Source organism: Streptomyces sp. NPDC013157 (assembly GCF_042899865.1).
In the GTDB taxonomy this organism is placed as follows: Bacteria; Actinomycetota; Actinomycetes; order Streptomycetales; family Streptomycetaceae; genus Streptomyces.
In genome coordinates, this window is sequence record NZ_JBIBAK010000003.1 from 655,321 (window position 1) to 677,948 (window position 22,628).

Sequence of the window (22,628 nt, forward strand, 5' to 3'; positions counted from 1 at the left end):
ACAGCGAGAAGAAAAACCCCGGCCTTCGACCAGCCTTGAGCCCAGCCCTCCGCCGTGACGGCTCAGCCGGTGGCGGAGGGCTGCACTCGGATCACGCTCCAGTCCACTTCCGGGAGCCGCACCGCCGCCCGCTCGATCCCGGCCGTACGGCCCAGCAGTTCCCGGGCGATCTCCCCCACGGCCCATGTCGGCGTGTTCGCGGCCAGGACGCGGCCCTCGTCGGTGATCACCACCGCTTCACCACCCAGGTGCTTGAGCGAGGGGACGACGATCTGCTCGAAGGCGGCCACCGGGACGTCGGCACCGACAACGCCGACGAACTCGCCGTTTACGGTCAACGGCCGGGTGAACGTCAGGATGTAGAGGCCGGCACAGTGCAGATCGACGTACGGCCCCATGACCGTGCCGTGACCCTCGTCGCGAGGAATCACGAACCACGGCTTGAGGGTGTAGTCGTAGAAGCTCTCACTGCGCGGGTCCAGGTTCAGCCGTAGCGGTCGGGGACCCTGTTCCCCGCTCCGCTGCCACCACTCGAGGTGGAGGGCGGCGTCGGCGAGGGCGCCGGGTGCCATGACCACACCGGTGCCGTTGAATCTCTCGCCCTGCTCGCGCAGCAGGGTCTGGATGGTCGGCCGCAGAGTGGCGAGGTCACCCGTCCCGAGGCTCCGGCCCCGCCGTCCGGCCGCGCTCAGACTCGCTCGTGCCGCGTCCTCCAGGACCGCCAGTGCCGAGAACACGGACTCCACTGCCTTTTGGACGGAGTCACCGCACTGGACGATGCCGGTGGTTGGAGTGCTGGTCATCACGTGCTCCGTCAAGGAGGGCGGCGTGGCGTGCGCCACCGGGTCAGGCATCGGTCAAGCGTAGGTGCGTACGTACCAGATGGCGAGCGCCGGCGATCGTGTGCTCCTCGGCGAGGTGACGTGCCGCCGTCGCGTCTCCGGCCATGATGGCCACCATGATCTCGTGATGCTGGTCGGCGAAGGCCGACGCATCGGGGCCGTCGCCCCCCGGCAGCCACAGCAGCGGCCCGAGCTCCGACTGCAGCCGCACCTCGAGTCGGGTCAGCCGGACGGACTGCGCGGCGACAGCCACCTCGATGTGGAAGCGAGCGTCGGCCTTGCGCCGTTCGGCGGGGGATTCGGCCTTTCTCAGCGCCATGACCAGGCGATCCAGACTCCTGGCCAGGTCCGAGGGTGCGCGTTCGGCGGCGAAGCGGGCCGCTGTTCCCGAGACGGCGAACTGCTCGTCGCCGAGATCGCGCAGCTCCGAGATGCCCAGTTCCTTCAGACGGGCCTGGTGGATCCTGGTCAGGCCCTCCTCCGGGCTGCGGATGAAGCTGCCGCCGTTGCGACCTCGCCGGGTCTGTACGAGCCCCTGCTCGCGGAGGATGGCCAGGGCCTCGCGGACGGTGCCGTTGGCGACGCCGAGCTGGCAGGCGAGATCGCTTTCGCTGGGGAGCTGTTCCCCCTCGGCCATCAGACCGATCGTGACCGCTTCGGCGATCCTGCGGACCACCATGTCGGCCCGCCCGGAGTCGCTCAGGGGGGCGAAGACAGCGCTCATGACCGGCGAGCGGGCCTCCACTGCCGCCACGGCCCCCTCCTCCACGGTCGCGATGGGTAACGAGAAGTCGCCCTCAGGCTATCAACCAAACCGTTGTCCTTTGAACTTCAATGTAGTAGGTTTTCGCCCACTTGAGACGCCGGACACACTCCGGCCCTCGTCGGCCTCCCCATGGCCCTGGCACCGCCGACCTCCCGCTCAGCGTGTTTCCATCAAGGAGCCCGTCGATGAACGACGCCACGCAATCCCCGCCGTCCCCCGCTGACGCCGACGCGCAGCGCCTCGCCGCTCTCGGTTACGAGTCCGAGTTCAAGCGGGACATGAGCCTGTGGGCGAACTTCTCGCTCGGCTTCACCTACCTCTCTCCGGTCGTCGGCGTGTACACCCTCTTCGCCGCCTCCCTGATGGCCGGCGGCCCGCCGATGATCTGGGCTTTCGTGATCGCCGGGGTCGGACAGTTGCTGGTGGCGCTCGTCTTCAGCGAGGTCGTCGCCCAGTTCCCGGTGGCCGGCGGGGTGTACCCGTGGGCCCGCAGGCTGTGGGGCCGCAAGTGGGGCTGGATGACCGGCTGGATCTACCTCCTGGCCCTGCTCTCCACCATCTCCGCGGTCGCCTACGGCGCCGGGCCGTACGTGGCCGCGGTGTTCGGCTTCGCCTCCAGCACCACGACGACGATCCTCTGTGCCCTGGGCCTGCTCCTGCTCGCGACGGTCATCAACTTCGGCGGCACGAAGGTGCTCTCCGCCGTCGCCGTCTTCGGTTTCGTGGCCGAGATCGTCGGGGCCGTGGTGGTCGGTGCCTGGCTGCTGATCGCCAACCGGCACCACGGACTGGGCGTGCTCTTCCACGGCTACGGGTCCCAGGGCCACCACTCGTACCTCTACGCCTTCGCGGCCGCGTCGCTCATCGGCGTCTTCCAGTACTACGGCTTCGAGGCGTGCGGTGACGTGGCCGAGGAGGTGCCCAACCCCGGACGGCGCATCCCGACCTCGATGCGGCGCACCATCTACATCGGCGGTGCCGCCGCGACGGCGGTGTGCCTCGCCCTCATCCTCTCCGTCAGCGACTTCGGCGCGGTGATCTCGGGCAAGGACGCCGACCCGGTGACCACCGTACTCACCAACGCGTTCGGCAGCGGCGGAGCCCGTGTCGTCCTGGTGGTCGTCCTGCTGTCCTTCATCTCCTGCGCGATGAGCCTGCAGGCCGCCGCCAGCCGACTGACCTACTCCTTCGCCCGCGACCGGATGATCGCCGGCAGCCGGGTGCTGGCGACGTTCTCGGAGCGGCTGCGGGTGCCGCCGTACGCCCTGCTGCTCGCGGCGGTCCTGCCCGGGCTGATCATCGTGGGCTCCGCGTACTCCGCCGACGCCCTGGTGAAGATCATCTCCTTCTCCACGCTCGGCATCTACCTCGCCTTCCAGATGGTCGTCCTGGCTTCCCTGCGGGCCCGGCTGCGCGGCTGGCAGCCCTCCGGCGAGTACCGGCTGGGGCGTTGGGGACTTCCGGTCACGATCGGGGCCCTGGTCTACGGCATCGTCGCGCTCGTCAACATCAGCTGGCCGCGCACCCCCGGCACGCCCTGGTACGACAACTACATCGTGCTGGTCAGCGGTGCCGTCGTGGTGGGCGTGGGCGCCGTGTACATGGCGGTGTCCAAGCCGCACGAGCGCGGGGACGCCCCGGCCGGGGACGCGCTGGCCGTATCCGCCACATCCGAGCCGTCCTCGTCACCCGCCTCGGTCTGAGGCGCGGCGACGGTCCGGCCACACACCCCGCTTCCCATACGGCCGTCGCGCGCGACGCGACGGCGACATCCGAAGGTGGAGACCAACATGTCCGCAACCCTGCCCACGAAGGCACTCGTCGACGGCTCATGGGTGGACGGCGGCGCGGGAACCTTTCCCGTTCGCTCCCCCCAGTCCGGTGAGCTCATCGCGGAGGTGACCCGCTGCGACGCCGAGGACGCCGAGCGCGCGGTGGCGGCCGCGCGCCGGGCCCAGCCGCGGTGGGCCGCCACCCCTCTCATCGAGCGCGTCAAGATCCTGCGCCGCGTTCACGCGCTCTTCGCCGAGCGTGCGGAAGAGGTCGCCCGGGTGCTGACGCTGGAGATCGGCAAGACCGTCGCGGAGGCCCGCGAGGAGGTCATCGAGTACGCGGCCCCCGCCTGGCAGAAGGCCGGTGAGGAGGTGCTGCGCCACCGGGGCCTGTCGTTCCCCTCCACGCAGGAGCAGACGAACAACAAGCGGCTGGTCATGAACCACCGTCCACTGGGCGTCGTCGGTGTCGTGACCCCGTACAACTTCCCCACGGACATCTCCTCGATCGCGCTGGCGCACATCGTGGCCGCCGGCAACACGGCTGTCTGGAAGCCCTCGGAGTTCGCCCCGATCAGCTGCAACCTGGTGGCGGAGATCTTCACCGAGGCGGGCCTGCCCGACGGAGTGATCAACGTGGTGCACGGCTTCGGCGACGTCGGCGCGGCCATCGTCGAACACCCGGGCGTCGACGGCCTGTTCTTCACGGGCTCCACCGCCACCGGCGAGCGCATCGCCCGCGCCGCGGCCCTGCGCCCGCACCTGCTCGAACTCGGCGGCGACGGCCCTTTCATCATCCTTCCCGACGCGGACATCGACGCCGCTGTGGAGGCGGCGGTCAACGGCTGCTTCTACTTCGCGGGACAGGTCTGCACCTCGGCGGAACGCCTCCTGGTCCACGAGGAAGTCCACGACGAGTTCGTCACCAAGCTGACCGCCCGGGCTGCCCAACTCCGCATCGGCGACCCGGCCCTGGAGGACACCGACATGGGGCCCGTGCGCAACGACGCCTCCCTGCGGCGCATCGCCGAGCACGTCGCGGACGCCCGGGACCGCGGCGCGGACGTCGTGCAGTTCGGCAAGGAGGAAGGCCTGTTCTTCCCGGCGACGATCCTCACCGGCGTCACCACCGACATGCGCATCGCCCAGGAGGAGACCTTCGGCCCGGTGGCCCCCGTCATCAAGGTCTCCTCAGTGCAGGAGGCCGTCGAGATCGCCAACTCCAGCGACCTGGGCCTGATCGCCTCCCTGTGGACGAAGGACCTCGCCACCGCCTGGCGGGTGGGCGAGGCCCTGCAGCACGGCACCGTCAACGTCAACGAGACCAGCAACTACTGGGACCAGCTCGCCCCCTTCGGCGGCACCGGCAAGAGCGGCGTCGGCCGCGAACTCTCCGGCTGGTTCCTCGACACCTTCACCGAGTCCAAGCTGCTCGTCTTCGACCTCGGAGACAGCGAACTGCGCTACGACCGCCGCGCCGAAGGAGGCTGGTGAGCATGCCGAAGTTCCGTCCCGCCCTCGTCCTCACGGCCGCCGTCGGCATGCTAGCCGCCGTCGGACTCTCCGTGGCGCAGGCCGCCCCACAGACCCCGAGCCCGCACACACAGGCCATCGCCTTCACCGTGGTCGAGCACGCCGACACGGACACCGTCATCGACCTCGGTCCACGCGGTGACAGCATCGGGGACACGCTGGCCTTCGGAAACCCCGTCTACGACGCGAAGGGGACCAAGGTCGGAAGCGACCAGGGCTCCTGCGTCCGGACCAAGGTCGCAACCGCATGGGAGTGCAGCTGGACGACGACGCTGAAGGGCGGGTCGATCGTCGTCCAGGGCCCGTTCTACGACGCGTCCGACTCCACTCTGGCGATCACCGGAGGGACGGGCAGATGGCGGGCGGCCCGCGGGCAGATGCACCTGCACGCTCGTGACACCAGGGGAAGCGCGTACGACTTCACGTTCCGCGTGGAGAACTGAGGGAAAATACCTTCAATGTTGAAAGTCACGGAGCGAATGAGTGCGGTGGGTGTGCCGCTGGTCTGGCTGACACGACATCAGGACCTGCGTCTGAAGGTGCTGGCGGGCCACAGTGGCCTGGACCGCGACGTGGTCTGGGCGCACAGCATCGAACTGGTCGATCCCGCCCCGTGGCTGACCGGTGGTGAGCTGGTGCTCACCACCGGTCTCCGCCTGGCGGCGGACCGGGGGGCCTGCGAGGACTACGTCACCCGTCTCGCGGAAGTCGGCGTGACCGCCGTGGGCTTCGGTGTCGGCCTGTCGCACGCCCAGGTCCCCGAGGCGCTCGTGCGCGCGGCGGCGGAGGCGGGGCTGCCACTACTGGAGGTGCCACTGCCGACACCGTTCGTGGCCGTCACCAAGGCGGTCATGGAACGTCTGGCCCAGCAGCAGTACGAGGGTGTCGTGCAGGCGTCACGCATCCAGCCGCGGATGACCCGGGCGGCGCTGCACGGCGGGGCTCAGGCGGTGGTGCGGGAACTGGCCGTCTCCACCAGCACGTCCGTCGTCCTCCTGGACCACGAGAGCAAGGTGCGCGCGGCCCATCCGCCCGGCGCCGCGACCCCCGAAGTCGCCCTCGGCGTCCTGGAACAGGTGACGGCCGCGGTGAGCAGCTGCCAGGACGGTGTGACGGCCGTGCAGCAGGTTCGCGTGGGACCGCGTGTCCATGGCCGCCTGGTCGTGGCGGCCGACCGGACTCTCACGCCGGTCGATCATCTCCTGCTCGGGCACGCCGCGTCCCTGGTCGCCCTGGGAGCGGAGAAGCCCTTGCGGTTGCGTGACGAGCAGAACCGCGTCAACGGGCTGTTCCTGCGGCTGCTGCTGGACGGCACCGTCACCGCACCGGCCTCCAGGGACCACTTGGCCGAGGCCGGCTTTCCCGTCCGCGACGGCATCCGTGTCCTCGCCCTGCGCGGTGGCAGCCCACGCCAGACCCTTCAGAACCTGGGGAACGAGCTGGCCGAGCGTGGCCTGCCGTTCTTCGGCCGTGTGCAGGGCGGCTGCGCGGCGGTCCTGCTGCCGGCCGGCCACGCGGTCACGGCACGGACGGCCACGGACGGTGCGCGTGCCCGGCTGAACCGACCCTTCTGGGCAGGCCTGAGTGCCGCCCACGACCTTGCCGACGGGCCCGCGGCCCTGACCGAAGCCCTGAACGCGGCCTCGGTTGCCCGGGCGCGGGGCGATGCCGGCGTCGTGACGTTCGAGTCGCTGGCCGGCCGACTGCTCTCCGCCTTGCCGGAGACGAGGAAGGTCCTCGCGGCTCTGGCCCGGACGCAGCTCGCCCCGCTCGCCGCGCACGACAACGAACAGGGCACCGATCTGCTCGTCTCCCTGCGCGCCTTTCTGGAACACAACGGCCAGTGGGAGGCGGCCTCGGCGGCGCTCGGCGTGCACCGGCACACCCTGCGCAGCCGCATGGAGCGCGTGCGGAGCCTGTTGGGTGCGGACCTCGACTCGGCTCATGCGCGCGCCGAACTCCTGCTCGCGCTGTCAGCGTGGCAGGAGTCCGGCGACAGCGGTCGAACGTCCTGAGGGTTGCTCAGGTGGCCGAGGCCGTTTCCCTGGCAATGGCCTCGCCGAGGATGGACAACCCCTCCTCCAGCAGACCGTCGGAGATCGACAGGGGCGGCAGGAAGCGCAGGACGTTGCCGTAGCTGCCGGCGGTCAGGACCAGCAGTCCCTCGGCGTGGCAACGCCTGGCCACCCGGGCGGCCAGGTCGGGAGCGGGGACGCGGTCACCTTCCGGCTCCACCAGCTCGATCGCGACCATGGCGCCCCGGCCCCGGACGTCGCCGACGACCGGATACCGGTCACCGAGCTCACTGAGGAACGCGAGCATGGTGCCGCCGATCTCCCGGGCACGCCCCAGCAGGTCGTGGGCCTCGATCTCGTCGAAGACGCCGAGTGCCGCCTCGCAGGCCACGGGGTTGCCGCTGAAGGTCCCGCCGAGCCCGCCCGCCGGAACGGCGTCCATCAGCTCGGCGCGACCGGTCACCGCGCCCAGCGGCAGCCCTCCGGCGAGGCCCTTGGCGGTGGTGATCAGATCGGGCCGGATCCCCTCGTGCTCGCAGGCGAACATCCTGCCCGTGCGCGCGATCCCGGCCTGGATCTCGTCGACGATCAGCAGAATGCCCCGGGCCCGGCAGATGTTGGCCACGCTGCTGAGGAACCCCGGAGCGGGCACGACGAAGCCCCCCTCGCCCTGGATCGGCTCCACCAGCACGGCCGCCACGTTCTCCGCCCCCACCTGCCGGTCCAGGAGGTCGGCAAGAGCGTGCGCGGCTTCCTCGGCACACTGCTCGGGACCGGTGGGCCAGCGGTACGGGTACGCCATCGGGGCCCGGTGGACCTCGGGCGCGAAGGGGCCGAACCCCTGCTTGTAGGGCTTGTTCTTGGCGGTGAGGCTCATGGTGAGCAGTGTCCGCCCGTGGAAGGCGTGGTCGAAGACGACGATGCCGGGGCGGCCGGTGGCGGCGCGGGCGATCTTGACGGCGTTCTCCACCGCCTCGGCACCGGAGTTCACCAGGATCGTTCGCTTCTCCCCGGGGACGGGTGCGAGCTCGTTGAGCTTCTCGCACACGTCCAGGTACGACGCGTACGGGTTGACCAGGAAGCACGAGTGCGTGAACCGGCGCAGCTGCGCCGCCGCGCGCTCCGCCACCGCCGGCGCCGAGTTGCCGACCGTGGTCACCGCGATGCCGCTGCCGAAGTCGATGAAGGAGTTGCCGTCCACGTCGACGATCACCCCGCCTCCGGCCGCCTCCACGAACACGGGCAGGACCGCGCCGACGCCCGACGGCACCAGGTGGCGCTGGCGGGCCAGCAGTTCACGTGAACGCGGGCCCGGGATCTCGCTCACGACGCGCCGAACCTGCGCGAGGTCGGGACCGCCGACCAGCTGAGAGGCACCGGACATGAATCGCCCTCCGAGGTGTGCAGGGGTTGGGAACGCCGAGCCAAGCACCGCAGACGTCGTACGGCCATGGACGGATCGGAGTGCGCGGACCGCGCGGCACAGGACATCTCGTCGAGTGCGGTGCCACCGGTCCGGTCCCGACAATGACGACCTCGTGAAGCTCGACGCGCCCACCCGGCGCGTACGGACACAGAGAGGAAAGCCGATGCCACAGAGTGCGGGCGGCAGCGCGACGGCGGACGGACTCGACCGGTCCGTCCGGTCCCTGCGCCATCTGGTCGCGGGAGAGTGGCGATCCGGCTACGGCGACGAGCTGGTCGACATCAACCCGGCGCGTCCTCGCGAGACCGTCGCGGTGGGACGACTCGCCCAGGACCGCGACCTCGACCAGGCCGTCGCCGCGGCACGCGACGCCTTCCCGCGCTGGGCGGCCACGCCCCACCAGGTGCGCGGCCGGATCCTGGACCGGGCCGCCGGCGTCCTCGACTCGCGCGCCGAGCCGTGGGGTGCGGAACTCGCCTGGGAAGAGGGCAAGACCCGTGCCGAGGGCGTGGGCGAGGTGCGACGCGCCGCCGAGATCCTGCGCTACTACGCCAGCGAGGCATCCCGCCCCGCCGGTGAGGTGTTCGCCTCGCCCAGGCCCGGCGAGCAGATCCAGGTGATCCACCGGCCGGTGGGTGTGGTCGCCGCCGTCACCCCCTTCAACTTCCCTGTCGCGATCCCGGCCTGGAAGATCGCCCCCGCCCTCAGCTACGGCAACACTGTCGTCTGGAAACCCGCGAGCCTCGTCCCGCTGCTGGCCGTAAGGCTGGCCGAGGCCCTGGTCGAGGCCGGGCTGCCGGAGGGTGTGCTGTCGCTGCTGATCGGCGGCGGAGCCCTGGGCGGCCGACTCGTCGAGCACCCGGGGGTGGACGCCGTGACCTTCACCGGGTCGACCTCCGTCGGCCGGAGCCTGATCGCGGCCTGCGGTCGGCTGGCCCGGCCCGTCCAGACGGAGATGGGCGGGAAGAACGCGGCCGTCGTCCTGGCCGACGCCGACCTTGGACTCGCGGCCGACGAGGTGCTCGCCGGAGCCTTCCGCTCCGCGGGTCAGAAGTGCACCGCCACCTCCCGGCTCGTCGTTCAGGAACCGGTCGCCGACGAGTTCCTGGCCCTGCTCACCAAGCGGGCCGCGGCCCTGCGGGTCGGTGACCCGCTGGAGGAGGGCACGGAGATGGGACCCGTGGTGTCGCTCCAGGCCCGGAACGAGATCCTGGGGTCCGTGGACGCGGGAACGGGACGCCCCGGGGTGGAGATCCTCACGGGCGGGCACTCCTACGACGACGACCGCATGACGGGCGCGTTCCTGCAGCCCACCGTGGTCGAACTCACGGGAGACGACCCGCTGTGGCGGGAGGAGCTGTTCGGTCCCGTGCTCTGCGTCCGCCGGGCTCGCGACATCCAGGAGGCGTTCCACCTGGCCAACGACAGCGCCTTCGGACTCTCCGCAGCCGTCTTCACCGATGACCTGCGGGCCGTGGCCGCCGCCGTGGAACAGGTGGACGTGGGCGTGCTCCACATCAACTCCGAGACCGCCGGAGCCGATCCGCACGTCCCCTTCGGGGGCACCAGGCAGAGTGCCTACGGCCCCAAGGAGCAGGGCCGAGCGGCCCGCGAGTTCTTCACCCGGACGAAGACGGTGTACGTACGCCCGTCGCAGAGGCCGGAGCAGTGACCACGGCGTCCGGCCCTCTGTCCGGCCTGCTTGTCGCCGACTTCGGACGCGTCCTGGCCGCCCCGTACGCAACGATGCTGCTGGCCGACCTCGGCGCCGACGTGATCAAGGTCGAGCACCCGGTCACCGGGGACGACACCCGGGCCTGGGGGCCGCCCCATGCCCACGGGGAGGCCACGTACTACCTGTCGGTCAACCGCAACAAACGCTCCCTCGGGCTCGACCTGCGGGACGAGCGGGACCTGCGCAGGGCCACGGAGCTCGTACGCCGGGCCGACGTCCTGTTCGAGAACTTCCGGCCCGGCACCATGGCCAGGTACGGGCTGGGCTACGAGAAGGCACGCGAGCTCAACCCCGGCCTCGTGTACTGCTCGGTCACCGGGTTCGGAGCCGGGGCGGGGGCCACCCTGCCCGGTTACGACCTGCTGATCCAGGCGGTCGGTGGCCTGATGAGCGTCACTGGTCCGGCCCCCGGCCAGCCGGTGAAGACCGGTGTGGCGCTCGTCGATGTCCTCACCGGGCTGCACGCGGCGATCGGCGTGCTGGCCGCGCTGCGCCACCGTGAGACGACCGGAGAAGGACAGCACGTCCAGGTCGATCTCCTCTCCTGCCTGCTGTCCAGCCTCGTCAACCAGGCCGCCGGCTACACCCTGGCCGGCCAGGTTCCGGGCATCCTGGGCAACCGGCATCCGTCGATCGCACCGTACGAGGTCTTCCCGGCGAAGGACCGGCCACTGGTCATCGCCGTCGGGAACGACCGGCAGTTCCGCGCCCTGTGTCAGGGACTGGACGCACCCGGTCTGGCCGAGGACCCCCGCTTCGCCACCAACACCGACCGGGTGGCGCACGTCGACGAACTCGCCGAGCGGCTGCGGGATTCGCTGTCGGAGCGCACCGCGTCGGAATGGTTCGGGCGGCTCACCCCGCTCGGTGTGCCGTGCGGACCGGTGAACGACCTCGCCCAGGCCTTCGATCTGGCCGACACCCTCGGCCTGAGTCCCCGCGCCACGATCACCGGGCCGGACGGCTCCGCCATGCAGCTGGTCGCCAACCCGATCGGCCTCTCTCGCACCCCGCCCAGCTACGAGCGTCGCCCGCCCCGGTTGGGCGAGCACACCGACGACCTCAGGGCCTGGCTGGACTCCTGACCGCCTGGCCCCCTCCACGAACCGATCACCGCAACCTCCAGGAGCTCACGATGAGCGGCGCCAAACCGATGAAGGACCCCCTCGACCTGCTCGACCTCGCCTCCACCCTCACCGACGAGGAACGCGAGATCCAGGCCACCGTCGCCAAGTTCCTCTCCGACCGGGTGCGCCCGCATATCGGCGAGTGGTTCGAGAACGCCCACTTCGCCCGCGAACTCGCACCCGAACTCGGCAAGTTGGGTTTGCTGGGCATGCATCTCGAGGGCTACGGCTGCGCCGGTACCAACGCCATCAGCTACGGCCTGGCCTGTCTGGAACTGGAGGCCGCGGACTCCGGCTTCCGCAGCTTCGTCTCCGTCCAGGGCTCGCTGTCGATGTTCTCCATCTGGAAGTGGGGCTCGGAGGAGCAGAAGCAGGAGTGGCTGCCGAGGCTCGCCGCCGGCGAGGCGATCGGCTGCTTCGGCCTGACCGAGCCCGACTTCGGCAGCAACCCCGCGGGGATGCGCACCAGGGCCGTCCGCGACGGCGACGACTGGATCCTCAACGGCTCCAAGATGTGGATCACCAACGGCGGCATCGCCGACGTGGCCACCGTCTGGGCGCAGACCGAGGGCGGCATCCGCGGCTTCCTCGTGCCGCGCGGCACCCCCGGCTTCACCACCCAGGACATCAAGCAGAAGATGTCGCTGCGCGCATCGATCACCTCGGAGCTGTACTTCGACAACGTTCGGCTGCCCGACGCGGCCCGGCTGCCGCACGCCCAGGGCCTGCGCGGACCGCTGTCCTGCCTGAACGAGGCCCGCTTCGGCATCCTGTTCGGCGCCGTCGGCGCCGCCCGCGACAGCATCCAGGCGGCCCTCGAATACGCCGACGCGCGCATCCAATTCGACAAGCCCATCAGCGCCTTCCAGCTCACCCAGAAGAAACTCGCCGACATGAGCGTGTCGCTGGGCAACGCGGCCCTGCTCGCCCTGCACCTGGGCCGCCTCAAGGACCAGGACCGCATCCGCCCCGAACAGATCAGCGTCGGCAAGCTCAACAACGTCCGCGAGGCCCTCGCCATCGCCCGCGAATGCCGCACCGTCCTCGGCGCGGCCGGCATCTCCCTGGAGTACTCGCCGCTGCGTCACGCCAACAACCTGGAATCGGTACTGACCTACGAGGGCACCAGCGAGATGCACACCCTGGTCGTCGGCCAGGCCCTCACCGGCCAGGCGGCGTTCCGCTGACTCGGCCCCACGCCCCGGTTCCGGACGCGGCGAGCGGCCTTCCCGTGTCCGGAACCGGTTCCACCCCGTCCGCACCCTCCAGGGAGTGAGGCCTCATGGACATATCGGCCACATCACCGTCGTCCCGCCCACTGACCGCCCCGCCCGGCAGCGCCGAGGACATTCGCCGCGTGGGCGTCGTCGGGGCCGGCCTCATGGGCAGCGGCATCACCGAGGTCTGCGCGCGTGCCGGACTCGACGTCGTCGTCGGGGAGAGGGATCCCCGGACCGTGGAGGCAGGGCACCGAAGAGTCGTCGCCTCCCTCGACCGTGGCCTGCGCAGCAACAAGCTGGCCGAAACCGACCGCGACGCCGCCCTGCGCCGCATCCGTTTCACCACCGACCTCGCGGACATGGCCGACCGCGACCTTGTGATCGAGGCGGTGGCGGAGGATGAGCAGATCAAGACCGAGGTGTTCACCACCCTCGACAAGGTCGTCACGCGTCCGAGCGCGATCCTCGCCTCCAACACGTCCTCCATCCCGGTCATGAAACTCGGGATGGCCACCGGCCGGCCTGACCGGGTCATCGGCATCCACTTCTTCAACCCGGTGCCGGTCCTCGCCCTCGTGGAACTGGTGCCCTCATTGCTGACGAGCGACCAGACTCGGGCGCGGGCCGAGGAGTTCGTCTCCGGTGTGCTCGGCAAGCAGGTCATCGGCTCCCAGGACCGGGCCGGATTCGTCGTCAACGCCCTCCTCGTGCCGTACCTGCTATCCGCCATCCGGATGCTCGAATCCGGCTTCGCCTCCGCCGCCGACATCGACAACGGCATGGTCCTCGGCTGCGCCCATCCGATGGGCCCCCTGCGTCTTGCCGACCTCATCGGTCTCGACACCCTCAAGGCGATCGCCGACTCCATGTACGGGGAGTTCAAGGAGCCCCTGCACTCCCCGCCGCCCCTCCTGCTGCGCATGGTGGACGCCGGACTGCTCGGCAAGAAGACCGGCCGCGGCTTCCACGACTACTCCCGCTGAGCGAGGAGTCACTGCACGTCTATGCGCCGTGGCCGACGTACGGGCCTCGTCCCGTGCCTGTCGTGCCCGCCGCGACCGACGTTTCGGCGCCGGACAGACCTGCCGGCGGCGGACCCCGGCGGCTTTCCCTCTCCGCGGTCGGCGCAGCCGGGGTCGGCCGAGGCATCGACGCGGTCCGATGTGATCCACACGCCGGACATCAGGCGCCCGGAGCCCGCCCCGGGACAGACGGGTGCCGAGTCGGCCGCGGTCGTGGCGAGGTGCCGGGGAGCTCGGGAATCAGGCCATCAGTTTGTACGGATGACGGGCGACAGCCGTCGCCAGTTCCTCGCTGCCGGGCACCTGGGCGGTTCGGCGCTGCGGATCCGTTCGACGTACCGCGCGTAGCCACGTGCGTACGTCGCGCTCCGGGAGGCGACGAGCTCGGGGACACGGACGCTCACCCCCTGGGCGAGGGTGGAGTCCGGGCGGGTCTTCACCAGTCCGGTAACGGCTCGGCACTGCTCTGGAAGCTGCCGTCATACGGATTTCCACAGGGAACGGCGACAGACGCCAGGAGCTTGCCGGTCGGATGGATGGGGCCGACTCGGTGTCCTACCGCGGGGAGGCTCGGAAAGGGGCAGCGCAATCGCACAGGGCGGCGCATAGGGTCGCCACTCCCCACTCGGGGCGAGCTCGGGGCTAGTGTCCGTAGCCGGCTGGGCGGTCGGCTCGGCCCTGTCTCCAGGGGCGGGCCGTGCTGCGGGGCCGGTTCACTCGGCGTGGTACACGACCTGCCCGGCAGCGACCGTGAGTACGGCCTTGGCATCGGCCAGCGGCGCTCGGTCCGGTGCAGCGAAGCCGGGGGCGAAAAGGTCGCGGTCCAGCAGCACGAGGTCGGCGCGGCAGCCGACTGCCAGGTCACCCGCCTGCCCGTCGTGGTTGACGTAGGCCGAGCCCGCCGTGAAGGCATCCAGGGCGGCATCGAGCGGCAGCCGCTGCTCGGGCAGGAAAGGCGCGTTGCCACGGTTGCCGGGATCGGTACGGGTGATCGCGACCTCCAGTTGCTTCAGCGGATCGGCGGTGGTGACCGCCCAGTCGCTGCCCATGGCGAGGCGGGTGCCGCGGGCCAGCAGGTCCGCGAAGGGGTACTGCCGCCGTGCCCGTTCGGGGCCGATGCCGGGCACGGTCAGGTCGTCCATCTGGGGCTCGTTCATGGCCCAGAACGCTTGGAGGTTGGCGACGACGTCCAGTTCGGCGAGGCGCTTGATGTCGTCGGGGTGGATCAGTTGCAGGTGGGCGATGTGGTGGCGTCGGTCGCCGGCGCCGTTGGCGGCGCGGGCGGCGGCCACGGCATCAAGCGCGTTGCGGACCGCGCGGTCACCGATGGCGTGCTGGTGCACCTGGAAGCCGTGGCGGTCGAGCTCGACCACAGCGGCGGCGAGCAGTTCCGGGTCGATGTAGGCGAGTCCGCGGTTGTCGCCGTGCCCGCCGCAGCCGTCGCAGTACGGCTCCAGGAGCGCGCCGGTGTGGTTCTCCAGCACGCCGTCCGTCATGATTTTCACGGTGGCCGGGTGGAAGCCCGAGCCCAGATGCGCACGGGGTGCTGTGACGGCGAGTCCGCGCTCGCGCCGGGTCAACAGGTCGGCGATCTGCTCCAGACCCCGGTGCCGGTCCCACCACAGCGCGCCGACCACCCTGGCGGTCAGGCGTCCGTCGGCGGCGAGGGATTCGTACGCCTGCTGGGTGGCGGGGGTGACCCAGGCATCCTGCCAGCCGGTGATGCCGAGGGCGTGCAGGTGGCTCTGGGCCCTGAGGATCGCGGCTTCCCACTCCGCCTGGCCGGGGAGCGGGACGTGAGTGTCGTTGTAGGTGTAGGCGGCGCCCTCGTGCAGGGTGCCGGTGGGTTCGCCGGTGACGGGGTCGCGCTCGATCCGGCCGTCGGCGGGGTCGGGGGTGTGGCGGTCGATCCCGGCGAGCTCCAGGGCACGGGAGTTGACCCAGGCGCCGTGCACGTCCCGGTTGAAGAGGAAGACGGGGCGGTCCGGGACTATCGCGTCCAGGTCCTCTTTGCGTGGGGTGCCGCCGGGGAAGTGCGCCATGGCCCAGCCGCCGCCGACGATCCACGGCTCGTCCGGGTTGGCCCGGGCGTAGGCCGAGATGGCGGCCAGATACGCCTCGCGTCCCACCAGGTCGTTGAGCCAGATGCGCAGCAGGTCACGCCCGGCGAACGGGGCGTGGACATGGGCGTCCTGGAATCCGGGCAGTACCAGGCCGCCGGGTGCGTGCACCCGTTCCGTGCCGGGTCCGGCCAGCGCGAGAACGTCCGCGTCGTCGCCGACGGCGGCGATCCGTCCGTGCCGCACGGCCAGGGCCGAGGCCCAGCGGCCCGCCGAGAGGCGGGCCCGGGCACCGGTGATGATGAGGTCCGGCGGGTCAGTGCGCAAGGTCGAGCACACCTTCCTCTTCGACGACGCGCCGCTCCGCGGGAAGGTCGAGCGACCGGCAGAACAGCAGGTAGCACAGGCCGGCCACGGGCAGACCGACGAACATGCTGCAGTCGACGCCGTCCATCGCCGAGGCGGCGAAGCCGGTGAACGGGGTGGTGACGACGAACGGGATCATCGCCCCGAGGGCGATCAGATAGGCCAGGTTGCCGCGCCATCCCCAGCGGCCGTACATGCCCCGGGGGTTGAAGATCTCCCGGATCGAATAGGCGCCGCGACGGACGAAGAAGTAGTCCACCAGATTGATCGCGGTCCACGGCGTGAACAGGTACGCGAGGAAGATGAGCACATTTCCGTAGAAGGAGTTGAACCGGCCGACACCGACGAACTGGGCCGCACCCCATACCAGGACGAACATCACGGCGATGCAGGCGGCGCGCATTCTCCGGGTCGGCCGCACCGGCTTGAAGCTGTCCCAGATGGAGATGATCGACATCATGCCGCCGTACTGGTTGATCGCCATCACCGACAGCAGGCCGAGCAGGAGCGCCGCGACCACGAACCAGCCGAGCCCGCCGACCAGGCTGTCGGCCATCCGCTTGAACGCGGCCACGGGGGTGGCCTCCGGGTAGGCGGCCGAGGCCACTGCGCCGATGGCGAAGACCCAGATCGCGGAGAGCGCGCTGGGCAGGTACGTCCACCAGAAGGTGGACCGTACCCCGACCCGGGCGGGCAGGTAGCGGGAGTAGTCGGAGACGTAGGGGGCCCAGCCGAGCTGGAAGCCGGCGACGATTACGAAGACGGTCATGGCGGGGCCGGCCTTGAAGCCGCCGAATGCGAATGTGCCGGCCGTCAGACCCCGGTCGGCGAGGGCGGCGACCGTGACCAGAACCATCACGCCGACCAGCGGCCAGGTCAGCCACCGGCTCACCCGGTGGATCCAGCGGTAGCCGTACAGCGCGATCAGCCCGGCCACGGTGGCGGCGATGAAGTAGCCGTAGCTGTCGCCCACGCCGAACAGGGTGTGCAGGGCGTCGCCGGACAGGATCGCGTCGGAGGTGTTGTACGCGACGTAGTTGACCAGGGCGAAGACCCACACGGTCAGCGCCGCGCCCAGATAGCCGAACTGGGGTCTGGACTGGACGAGTTGGGGCAGCCCCAGCTGAGGTCCCTGGGCGGAGTGGAAGGCCATGAAGAAGGTGCCGAAGAATGAACCGAGCACGGTGGCGATCAGGGTCCACATCAGTCCGGCGCCGACGCTGAGGGCTGCCACGCCGGTCGCCATCGCTGTGAGGTTGATGTTGCCGACGAACCACAGTGCGCCGAGGTGCGCGGGGGTGCCGTGGCGTTCGGCGGCGGGGATCCAGTTGACCGAGTGGACCTCGATGCCGGAGGCCGTGATGGCGGGGGCACCGGACTCATCGGTAGCGGGTGTGGCGGGGGACGGAGCGGGAGTGGGCATGCTGAGCCCTCCTGGCGAGAGCGAAGGTGAGGCTTCCGGAGGATGAGGATCCAGGAAAGGGGATCCGGGGAAGGTGCCTCAGTGTGAGAGCGAGTCAACGAGATAGTCAATGGCATCGACTAGGCGAACCGGGAGGTAACACGGAGGAAGGCGACACGTAACATCCAGGGGGGCGGTCAGCCCGGGTCGGTGCGCAACCGACCGCACGCAAGCAGAGAGGAATCCCCTCGATGGCGGCCACGCCGCAGCGCAGGCCCCGACGGCCACGGGGCAGTCTCAACCAGCAGGCCATCACCGAGGCCGCACTACGGATCGCCGACCGGGACGGCATGGACGCGCTCACCTTCGAGGCGCTCGGCCGTGAGCTGGAGGCCCATCCGACCGCGATCTACCGGCACTTCCGGGACAAGGACGAGCTGCTGCTCGCCCTCGTCGACGCCCTGCACGCCCGGACCACCGCGGGCGGACTTCCCGTCACCGACGACTGGACCGCGGACCTGCGCACCGTGGCGGGCCGAATCCACGAGGCTTTCCTGGCCCATCCCCAGGTCGGCCAGTTGGTGGCCGCCCGTACCGCACGGCGGCAGCACGAGTTCGAGGTCGTCGAGCACATCCTCGGCTGTATGCGCCGGGCCGGTCTCGACGAGGAGGAGGCCGGACGCTGCTACCGGGTCTTCGCCGACGCGGTCCTGGCCTACTCCAGCATGGACGCCGCCCTGCACGCCCTGGACGCCCCCACCCGCGACGCCGACCTGCTCGCTTGGCACGTCGACTACCGCAAGCTGCCCGCCGAGGCATACCCGAACCTCGCGGCCACCGTCGACCACATCCCGCCACTGGACTCGCCCGACAGCTTCGCGCTGCTGGTGGACCTGCTCATCGCAGCGATCAAGGCCCGGGCCGAGGCCCACTGACCTGGCCCTCGGCCTCAACGCTGTCGACTCCGGCGATGGAGGCCAGGCGCCGTCGTCGAGGGCCGGTCAAGGTGAATCAGGCGACTGGACGATGACTGTCATCGTGGGCGAGCTGCCCCCACCGCCCCGTGGCACGGCGTCGGCCTGGTACGGGCCGAGCCGGTCGCGACCGCGGGGGCGGGCCCCGCACGCGACCGCGGGGGCGGCCCCCGCGTGCGGCCGCCGCCGAGCACGAAACGCGCCTCTGCCACAACCCGGGTCGACTCCGAGCGGCCCCGGACGCGGGGCGGGCTACTGGTCGTCGTCGAGCGGCGGTTCCAGATGTGCCCAGGGACGTGCGTCTTCGAGTTGTGCGGCCAGTGACAGCAGCAGTGCCTCGCTGCCGAGCGGGCCGACGAACTGGACACCGAGCGGCAGGCCCTCGGGGGTGCGGTAGGTGGGCACGCTGATCGCGGGGCGCCCGGTGATGTTCGCGAGCTGGGTGAAGGGCACGGGTTCGAGGTTGGCGATGACGGCCTCCTTCCACTGCTTGGTACTGGCCAGTCGCCCGGCCAGTCCGAGGGAGAGGGCCAGACGGCCGAGCACGCGCAGCATGGGCGGGGTGTCGAGCTCTCCGATGCGGATCGGCGGGCGGGCCAGGGTGGGGGTGAGCAGCAGGTCGTAGTCCTGGTGAAAGGTGGCGAGTCGGCGGTTGTAGGTGTTCCAGCGGTTGTGCGTGGTGATGTAGTCGTTCGCGCGCTGGATGCGGCCGGCCGCGGCGATCAGGTGGGTGTCGAGTTCGAAGTCGGAACGCCTGGCCCCGGTCGCGGCTCGGACCTCGTCGATGGTGGCGGCGAGCGAGGCGGACCACACGGCCAGGAAGTCGAAGGCGAGTTGGCGCTCGTCGATACCGGTGCGGGCGGGTTCGAGCGTGTGACCGAGCTCTTCGAGGAGCTTGACGGTCTCTTCGACGGCGGCCACGGCGTGCGACGATATGGGAGTGCCAAGAGGGGAGTCGGTGGCGAAGCCGATCCGCAGGCGCCGCGGTGCATGCCGGGCCAGCTCGGCATAACCGGCTTCGGGCCTGGCCGGGGCAGGGTACGGCCCACCGGGATCGGGGGCGGCGGTGAGCACGTCGAGCAGCGCCGCCGTGTCCCGCACGCTGCGTGAGACCACGCCGTTGACCGCTGCGCCGTGCAGGTGTTCGGCGGCTTGCGGGCCGGCGGGAACGATACCTCGGCCCGGCTTGAGGCCGACCAGCCCGCAGCAGGCCGCCGGAATGCGGATGGAGCCGCCGCCGTCGTTGGCACCCGCGGTCGGGACGATGCCGGCGGCGACCGCGGCCGCCGAGCCTCCGGAGGAACCGCCCGGGGTACGGGACCGGTCCCAGGGATTGAAGGTGGGACCGCCGGCCTCGGGCTCGGTGATGCCCTTGGCACCGAACTCCGGGGTGTTGGTCTTGCCGAAGATCACGAGTCCGGCGTCCAGCCAGCGGCGCACCACTTCGGCGTGCTCGGTGGCGGGCGGGGAGCGAAGCGCCCGGTTTCCGCTGCCCGTCGGCAGCCCGGCGTAGTCCTGCAGCAGGTCCTTGATGAGGAAGGGCACTCCGGCGAACGGCCCCGACAGCGTCCGCGTGGCTTGCCGGCGCGCCGACTCGTGCATCGAGGTGACGATCGCGTTCAGAGCCGGGTTCACGGCCTCGGCCCGCGCGATGGCGCTCTCCAGCAGTTCGGCCGCCGTCACCTGTCCTGTCGCGACCAGGGCAGCCAGCCCGACCGCGTCGTGGGCCCGGTACTCCGCATAGTCCATGCGCCTGCCTCCATAAAACTAGACTGCGTAGTTTTAAGGGTCGGGACACTACACTGAGAGCCCCTGCCCGCCAAGGGGAGGAAGGGCCCGAACGTCGCGGCAGGGCTCGCGAGCCCCAGTCGACGTGGCATGGACGAGCAAGTCGCCGGACCGCAGGACAAGTCAAAGAGGAGGACGCCCGATGGGCAGGCCGCCGCGTCGGCTGCTGGACCGCGAAACCATCATCCGCGCCGGCCTCGACCTGGTGGACGAGCACGGAGCCGAGGCCCTCTCGGTCAACCGAGTCGCCACCGCACTCGGAGTCAAAGGACCCTCGCTCTACACCTACATCACCGGGCGCGATGACCTTGTTGAAGGCATACGCGAACTGATCGTGGCCGAGATGCGACTGGACTTCGCCATCGGCTCCTGGACGGCCACGCTCGAAGCCTGGGCCCATTCCTATCGCGATGCCTTCGCCGCCCACCCCCGGGCCCTCCCCCTCCTCGCCGTCCGGACCATTCAGTCACCGGCGGCGCTGGGCGCATACGCCGCTGCCTTCGCCCGGCTGCGCGGCGCCGGATGGCCGGAGGACCGACTGCTGCCGCTGGTGTGGGCTGTCGAGTACTTCGTCATCGGCTCGGTCCTGGCCCCGGGGCCACCGACAGACCACGACACCGCCACCGCGGACCGCGACGATCCGCCCTCCGGCCTGGAACCGTTGCTCCGATCAGGGCCCGAACAACGTGAACTGGCCTTCGAAGCCGGACTGGCCGCGCTGGTCCGCGGCTTCTCCGCCGAACTGGCCGAACACCGCGCCCGGCTCGGCGGGGTTGAGTCGCTTTGAACTCCGCAGCACCTCAACAGCAGGCCCCGTAAGACCCTTGGCCGGAAGACTCCTGCGGAAGCCCGCGACGATCAGCCAAAGTCGCCGGTCAGAGCCAGATAAGCCCCCGTCACGCCCACGCCGATGCCATGACCATTACCGGTGCCGACGAACACCGGGCCGGGCGGCAGACGACCACCTCGCTCCGCCCAGCGGGCCGAAGTGCCTGTGTTCCACGTCACCCGCGCACCGCAGAGAAGTCCACGGCCGTGCAGACCCTGTACCGGCGTCTGCACGGCCGTGCGCCGCACCGCTGCACCCGTCGCCCCGCTTCCTGCCCGCTCGACTCCCACTCGGATGGAAGCCGATATCCGCCAGCGCCACTGGGCCACCTGCGCTTTGATCCGTTGACAAGGACAACTGTCGCAATAGATATTTTACAAAGTGCAGCTGACATTTCTCAGTTGCCCTCGGTCAGTGACGCCCGAGAGGAACTTCATGACCACGGCAAAAGCAGAGACCACGGGAACGCCAGGGGCCGCATCCCCGCTGGACGGGGTGGACAAGGAGGCCGAACGGAGCAGGGAACTCGTCGCACCGTTGATCGCCAAGCTGGACAAGCTGGCGCCGGAGCTGGAAGAGGAGATCGTCGGCAACGAGGAGGAGGGCCGGCTCAGTGGGCGAACCATGGATCTGCTCCGCGAGGCGAGGATCCCGTCGCTGCTCATATCGGAGTCCCTGGGTGGGCTCGGGATGTTCCCGAGGGATGCGCTGGAGGTGCTGGAGCGCATCGGCCGTATTGACGGCTCGATCAGCTGGATCGGCGGCATCTGGGGAGGAACCGGCCTGCTACTGCCCTACTACGAGGCGGATGTGGCGCGGCAGCTTCTGGGTGGCGGCGATCCGCTGTTCGGGGCGTCGGGCGCGCCAAGCGGACGTGCGGTGCCGGTCGAGGGCGGCTTCCGCCTGTCAGGCGCCTGGTCCTACGGCAGCGGCGACCTCCACGCGGACTACGTCATCTGCACCGCCGTCCAGCTGGATTCCGACGGTCGGCCTGCCAAGGATCCCCTGGGCAACCCGCTTTTGCGCCTGTGCACGGTGCGGGGCTCGGACATCAAACCGCGGGGCAACTGGGACACCATCGGGCTGCGCGCCACGGGAAGCATCGACTTCGCCGTCGAGGACGTGTTCGTCCCCCACAATCTCACCTTCGACCTCGCACGTGGTCCGGTGAGTCCCGACCGGCAGCAGTCGGGCGGGTTCGTTCTCAGCCTCTACCTGCTGCACACCCCCTTCGCGCTCGGCGCGAGCCGACGGCTGCTCGACGAACTGACCACCTTCGCGAACCAACCGAACTCGCGGGGTGTCCAATTGGCCGACAACGTCGTGTTCCGGGCCGAGATGGCGCGACAGGAGGTGGCCGTGCGCAGCGCACGTGCGTACGTGTACCAGGTCTGGGACGAGACCGACGCACTGCTGAAAGCAGGCCGGCCGCTCACCCGCCGGAACCAGACGGAGCTGCGGGCCGCGATGGTCCACATCCACGAGGTCGCCCGGGATGTGGCACAGTTCGTCTTCACAAAGGCCGGTGGAACGACGCTGCGGGCCGGCGGCCTCCAGCGCTGGGTGCGCGACACCCTCTCGGGATGCCAGCACTTCATCGTCCAGGATTCGGTCTACCCCGACGTGGCGTGGGAGCTGATGGGCGCCCCCGAAAACGTGGTGTGGGGTCCGAACGGCCTGGTGACGATCGGGTGAGTGACGGCGCCGTACCCCGGGCGTGATGCGTGCCGGCCGGGCAGCCCCCACGTCAG

At 70.4% G+C, this 22,628-nt stretch carries 17 protein-coding genes; 11 read left to right on the forward strand and 6 right to left on the reverse strand.

The features are described from left to right. Positions 1–62 precede the first annotated feature (62 nt). Both ACFY6U_RS13120 and ACFY6U_RS13125 read right to left on the reverse strand, forming a co-directional pair. Positions 63–803: a hypothetical protein gene (locus ACFY6U_RS13120; protein ID WP_390037519.1), complete on the reverse strand. Its 741-nt coding sequence runs from the start codon at positions 801–803 to the stop codon at positions 63–65. A 43-nt stretch (positions 804–846) separates the two neighbouring features. After that, positions 847–1,596 (reverse strand): FadR/GntR family transcriptional regulator, encoded by a 750-nt coding sequence (locus ACFY6U_RS13125; RefSeq protein WP_390037521.1) that lies wholly within the window; start codon positions 1,594–1,596, stop codon positions 847–849. A gap of 197 nt (positions 1,597–1,793) precedes the next feature. Here ACFY6U_RS13125 and ACFY6U_RS13130 point away from each other — a divergent pair, with 197 nt between their 5' ends. The 4 genes from ACFY6U_RS13130 (at position 1,794) to ACFY6U_RS13145 (ending at position 6,928) form a co-directional block, all read left to right on the forward strand. Next, positions 1,794–3,311 (forward strand): APC family permease, encoded by a 1,518-nt coding sequence (locus ACFY6U_RS13130; protein ID WP_390037523.1) that lies wholly within the window; start codon positions 1,794–1,796, stop codon positions 3,309–3,311. A gap of 87 nt (positions 3,312–3,398) precedes the next feature. Continuing rightward, complete coding sequence (locus ACFY6U_RS13135; RefSeq protein WP_390037525.1) at positions 3,399–4,874, forward strand: aldehyde dehydrogenase family protein; 1,476 nt, start codon at positions 3,399–3,401, stop codon at positions 4,872–4,874. A 2-nt stretch (positions 4,875–4,876) separates the two neighbouring features. Continuing rightward, entirely contained in the window at positions 4,877–5,356 is a 480-nt protein-coding gene (locus tag ACFY6U_RS13140) for a dirigent protein (RefSeq protein ID WP_390037527.1), read from the forward strand. Between the two features lie 36 nt (positions 5,357–5,392). Next, positions 5,393–6,928, forward strand: a complete 1,536-nt coding sequence (locus tag ACFY6U_RS13145; protein ID WP_390037529.1) for a PucR family transcriptional regulator — start codon at positions 5,393–5,395, stop codon at positions 6,926–6,928. A 7-nt stretch (positions 6,929–6,935) separates the two neighbouring features. On the opposite strand, the gene gabT is transcribed toward ACFY6U_RS13145, so the two are convergent. Then, positions 6,936–8,312 (reverse strand): 4-aminobutyrate--2-oxoglutarate transaminase, encoded by a 1,377-nt coding sequence (gene gabT, locus ACFY6U_RS13150; RefSeq protein ID WP_390037530.1) that lies wholly within the window; start codon positions 8,310–8,312, stop codon positions 6,936–6,938. A 205-nt stretch (positions 8,313–8,517) separates the two neighbouring features. Between gabT and ACFY6U_RS13155 the strand changes: the two genes are divergently transcribed. The 4 genes from ACFY6U_RS13155 (at position 8,518) to ACFY6U_RS13170 (ending at position 13,419) form a co-directional block, all read left to right on the forward strand. Then, a complete protein-coding gene (locus ACFY6U_RS13155) occupies positions 8,518–10,026 on the forward strand; it encodes an aldehyde dehydrogenase family protein (protein ID WP_390037532.1) in 1,509 nt (502 codons plus the stop codon). Continuing rightward, the gene (locus ACFY6U_RS13160; protein ID WP_390037534.1) at positions 10,023–11,174 is read left to right on the forward strand and encodes a CaiB/BaiF CoA transferase family protein; all 1,152 of its coding nucleotides are present in this window, start codon (positions 10,023–10,025) and stop codon (positions 11,172–11,174) included. Before ACFY6U_RS13155 ends, ACFY6U_RS13160 begins: the two co-directional genes overlap by 4 nt. A 50-nt stretch (positions 11,175–11,224) precedes the next feature. Continuing rightward, complete coding sequence (locus ACFY6U_RS13165; RefSeq protein WP_390037536.1) at positions 11,225–12,403, forward strand: acyl-CoA dehydrogenase family protein; 1,179 nt, start codon at positions 11,225–11,227, stop codon at positions 12,401–12,403. A gap of 194 nt (positions 12,404–12,597) precedes the next feature. Beyond that, the gene (locus ACFY6U_RS13170) at positions 12,598–13,419 is read left to right on the forward strand and encodes a 3-hydroxybutyryl-CoA dehydrogenase (protein ID WP_390037670.1); all 822 of its coding nucleotides are present in this window, start codon (positions 12,598–12,600) and stop codon (positions 13,417–13,419) included. Between the two features lie 752 nt (positions 13,420–14,171). On the opposite strand, the gene ACFY6U_RS13175 is transcribed toward ACFY6U_RS13170, so the two are convergent. Both ACFY6U_RS13175 and ACFY6U_RS13180 read right to left on the reverse strand, forming a co-directional pair. Further along, positions 14,172–15,845, reverse strand: a complete 1,674-nt coding sequence (locus ACFY6U_RS13175; protein ID WP_390037538.1) for an amidohydrolase — start codon at positions 15,843–15,845, stop codon at positions 14,172–14,174. Beyond that, positions 15,835–17,307 carry a purine-cytosine permease family protein gene (locus tag ACFY6U_RS13180; protein ID WP_390037540.1) on the reverse strand — a complete coding sequence of 491 codons (1,473 nt, stop codon included), beginning with the start codon at positions 17,305–17,307 and terminating at the stop codon, positions 15,835–15,837. The genes ACFY6U_RS13175 and ACFY6U_RS13180 overlap by 11 nt, the downstream gene beginning before the upstream one ends. 230 nt (positions 17,308–17,537) lie before the next feature. Here ACFY6U_RS13180 and ACFY6U_RS13185 point away from each other — a divergent pair, with 230 nt between their 5' ends. Next, positions 17,538–18,221: a TetR/AcrR family transcriptional regulator gene (locus ACFY6U_RS13185; RefSeq protein ID WP_390037542.1), complete on the forward strand. Its 684-nt coding sequence runs from the start codon at positions 17,538–17,540 to the stop codon at positions 18,219–18,221. A 291-nt stretch (positions 18,222–18,512) separates the two neighbouring features. Here the strand turns inward: ACFY6U_RS13185 and ACFY6U_RS13190 are convergent, their stop codons facing one another. Next, complete coding sequence (locus ACFY6U_RS13190; RefSeq protein ID WP_390037544.1) at positions 18,513–20,009, reverse strand: amidase; 1,497 nt, start codon at positions 20,007–20,009, stop codon at positions 18,513–18,515. 181 nt (positions 20,010–20,190) lie between these two features. Here ACFY6U_RS13190 and ACFY6U_RS13195 point away from each other — a divergent pair, with 181 nt between their 5' ends. Together ACFY6U_RS13195 and ACFY6U_RS13200 are read left to right on the forward strand one after the other, a co-directional pair. Beyond that, the gene (locus ACFY6U_RS13195; protein WP_390037546.1) at positions 20,191–20,835 is read left to right on the forward strand and encodes a TetR/AcrR family transcriptional regulator C-terminal domain-containing protein; all 645 of its coding nucleotides are present in this window, start codon (positions 20,191–20,193) and stop codon (positions 20,833–20,835) included. Positions 20,836–21,372: 537 nt separating this feature from the next. Further along, positions 21,373–22,572 (forward strand): acyl-CoA dehydrogenase family protein, encoded by a 1,200-nt coding sequence (locus tag ACFY6U_RS13200; protein WP_390037548.1) that lies wholly within the window; start codon positions 21,373–21,375, stop codon positions 22,570–22,572. Positions 22,573–22,628 lie beyond the last annotated feature (56 nt).